Source organism: Streptomyces torulosus (genome assembly GCF_001419765.1).
GTDB lineage: Bacteria > Actinomycetota > Actinomycetes > Streptomycetales > Streptomycetaceae > Streptomyces > Streptomyces torulosus.
Window position 1 is genome coordinate 1 of the sequence record NZ_LIRK01000942.1, and the last position, 2,902, is coordinate 2,902.

Genomic DNA, 2,902 nt, shown 5'->3' on the forward strand with positions numbered 1-2,902 from the left:
CCGTCGGCAGCGCGTCGGGGCGAGGTGCGAGACTGGGCGCATGCCCGTGCTCGACCCGAATCCCCAGAACGGCCAGAAGAAGATGCTCGTGGTCTTCGGCTCGTTCCTCGCCATCTTCATCGTCATCGGCATCATCGCGGCGATCGCCTCCCCGTGACCCCCGGGCCGCGGGCGCCGGGTGCCGAGGGCCCCACGCCCCGGCGGGCCGCGGTGCCGGCCAGCACCGGGGGCCCGCCCGGCCACGTGCCACTCCGTGCTCGCACCCTGTCTCCGGCCCGCCCCCCGGGGCGCGCGTCCCGGCGCAGCCCGCGACACGCCCACCAGTGAACGTCACCGTGCCCCTCATGGTGGGGCTAACCCCCTATCCCCTAGGGGGTGAGTCTCAGGGTGAAGTGGGTGGATCACCGGATAGGCCGTGCCGCCCGGATTCCGTAGCTTCGAAGTGTGGCCGCGGGGGACTCGCGAGGACCCTACGGAGGAGTGGCCACCGACGACGCGAAGACCTCGGAGGCGGCATGTCGGCCCGTACGCACACGCGACCCCACCCGGCGGCCCCGGCACCCACGGGCGGCATGGACATCCGCCTTCCCTGGTGGGCCCTCGCCCTGCCCGCCCTCGGCTTCTTCACCCTCCTGCTGCTGATCCTCAACCCCGCGGACGCCCACGCCGCGAGCGGCGACCCCCTGGTCGCCCATGTCTTCGAGCGCATACAGCGGCTCCTGACGGCCCTCGTCCCATGACGCTCGGCCGAGCCCACGGCGGCACGGACACAGGTCGCGGATATCCGCACTTCAACTCCCTGCGCCCCATGGCCTGTTTCGTGCGAAGCTGGGACCCATGAGCGTCGCAGAATCCCGCAGGATTGTCCTCTTCCGGCATGCGAAAGCCGACTGGCCACAGGTGTCCGACCATGAGCGGCCCCTCGCCGACCGGGGCCGAATGGACGCCGCCGTCGCCGGACGCAAGCTCGCCGACAGCGGCATCTCCTTCGACCTTGCCCTCTGCTCCACCGCCGTCCGGACCCGCGAGACCTGGAAGCTGGCCGTCCACGAGCTGCCCGAGCGACCGAAAACCGTCTACGAGGAGCGGATCTACGAGGCCTCTCCCGGCGACCTGATCGCCCTGCTCAACGAGACCCCGGACGACGCGCAGACCGTCCTCCTGGTCGGCCACAACCCCGGCGTCCAGGCGCTCGCCGAGATCCTCGCCGGCCAGGCCGAGGGCGACGCCCGCAAGCGCATGAGCCGTCGCGACTTCCCGGCCGCCGCCTACGCCGTCATCTCCTTCGAGGGCTCCTGGAAGAGCCTGGAGCCGGGCGTCGGCACCCTCGTCGACTACTGGGACCCGACGGAGTAACCACCCCGGTCGTCCCGGCACCCCGGAACCGGCACACGGCACGACGAAGGCCCGGCAGCGCAGCGCTGCCGGGCCTTCGTCGTGCTGTCACACGCCGCTCGCCGGCGCTCACTGCTCGTCGTGCGTGTCCGCCGCCTCGACCTCTTCGCGCGTGACGCCGAGGAGGTAGAGCACGGTGTCGAGGAACGGGAAGTTCACCGCGGTGTGCGCGGCCTCCCGTACGACCGGCTTGGCGTTGAAGGCGACGCCGAGACCGGCCGCGTTGAGCATGTCGAGGTCGTTCGCCCCGTCGCCGATCGCCACGGTCTGCGCCAGCGGCACCCCCGCCTCGGCGGCGAACCGGCGCAGCAGCCGCGCCTTGCCCGCGCGGTCCACGATCTCCCCGACGACCCTGCCGGTCAGCTTGCCGTCGACGATCTCCAAGGTGTTGGCCTGCGCGAAGTCCAGCCCCAGCCGGTCCTTCAGATCGTCCGTGACCTGGGTGAAGCCACCCGAGACGACACCGACCTGGAAACCGAGCCGCTTCAGCGTGCGGATCAGTGTGCGCGCCCCCGGAGTGAGCCGCACCTCGCTGCGCACCTTGTCCACCACCGAGGCGTCGAGCCCCTCCAGCAGCGCCACACGCGCGTGCAGCGACTGCTCGAAGTCCAGCTCGCCGCGCATCGCGGCCGCCGTCACCTCGGCGACCTCCTTCTCGCATCCGGCGTGCGCCGCGAAGAGCTCGATCACCTCGTCCTGGATGAGCGTGGAGTCCACGTCCATGACCACCAGCCGCTGGGCCCGCCGGTGCAGCCCCGCCGCGACCACGGCGACATCGACGCCGAGCGCCACCGACTCGGTCACCAGGGCCGTGCGCAGCGCCTCCGGCTCGGTGCCCGACACGGCGAACTCCACCGCCGTCACCGGGTACTTGGCGAGCCGGAAGATACGGTCGATGTTGCCGCCGGTCGCGGTGATCCGCGCGGCGATCCGGGCCGTGGACTCGGCGGTCAGCGGGTGTCCCAGCACGGTGACGTGCGAGCGGCCGAGACCGCGGGGCCGGTTGTCGCCCAGGCCGGAGATGATCTCCGCCTGCATCTTCATGGACTCCGCCCAGCCGTGGACGGTGGCCCGCAGATCGCCCTCCTGACCGGCCGGCGGCACGGTCACGAGGGCGCACAGCACGATCCGGCCACGGGTGACGACCTGCTCGATGTCGACCACGTCGACGGAGTACGCGGCAAGGGTGTCGAACAGCCCGGCGGTGATGCCCGGCCTGTCCTTGCCGAAGATCTTGACGAGGAGAGTGGGGACGTCAGAGGAGGTCTGCGAAGCGCTCATGATGGTCCAACCGTATCCGGCACCCCGCGCCTTGCGCCCCTGAGGTCCGCCCAGCGGACGGAGAGCTCTGGGTTACCAGTGACTGAAGGGGACCCGGATCGTGTACGAAGCGCCGGGGCGGCACCGGAATCCCCCCTTCCACAGCTGCGGGCGCCCTCCGCGCGGAGCCCCTCAACGACCTCGCGGCCCCGCCCCCGGCGCCGGAGGGGGCGGGGCCGCGAGGTCG

Annotated in this window: 4 protein-coding genes; 3 read left to right on the top strand and 1 reads right to left on the bottom strand. The window is 71.8% G+C overall.

Annotation, left to right across the window (positions count from 1 at the left end; genetic code table 11):
• The first annotated feature begins 40 nt into the window (after positions 1–40).
• From AOK23_RS51590 to AOK23_RS42825, 3 genes are all read left to right on the top strand, one after another.
• Positions 41–157, top strand: a complete 117-nt coding sequence (locus AOK23_RS51590) for an SGM_5486 family transporter-associated protein (RefSeq protein WP_099968646.1) — start codon at positions 41–43, stop codon at positions 155–157.
• Positions 158–515: 358 nt separating this feature from the next.
• Complete coding sequence (locus AOK23_RS42820; RefSeq protein WP_055717771.1) at positions 516–740, top strand: hypothetical protein; 225 nt, start codon at positions 516–518, stop codon at positions 738–740.
• Between the two features lie 97 nt (positions 741–837).
• A complete protein-coding gene (locus AOK23_RS42825; RefSeq protein WP_055717772.1) occupies positions 838–1,356 on the top strand; it encodes a SixA phosphatase family protein in 519 nt (172 codons plus the stop codon).
• A 108-nt stretch (positions 1,357–1,464) separates the two neighbouring features.
• On the opposite strand, the gene serB is transcribed toward AOK23_RS42825, so the two are convergent.
• Positions 1,465–2,676 carry a phosphoserine phosphatase SerB gene (gene serB, locus AOK23_RS42830; RefSeq protein WP_055717773.1) on the bottom strand — a complete coding sequence of 404 codons (1,212 nt, stop codon included), beginning with the start codon at positions 2,674–2,676 and terminating at the stop codon, positions 1,465–1,467.
• Positions 2,677–2,902 lie beyond the last annotated feature (226 nt).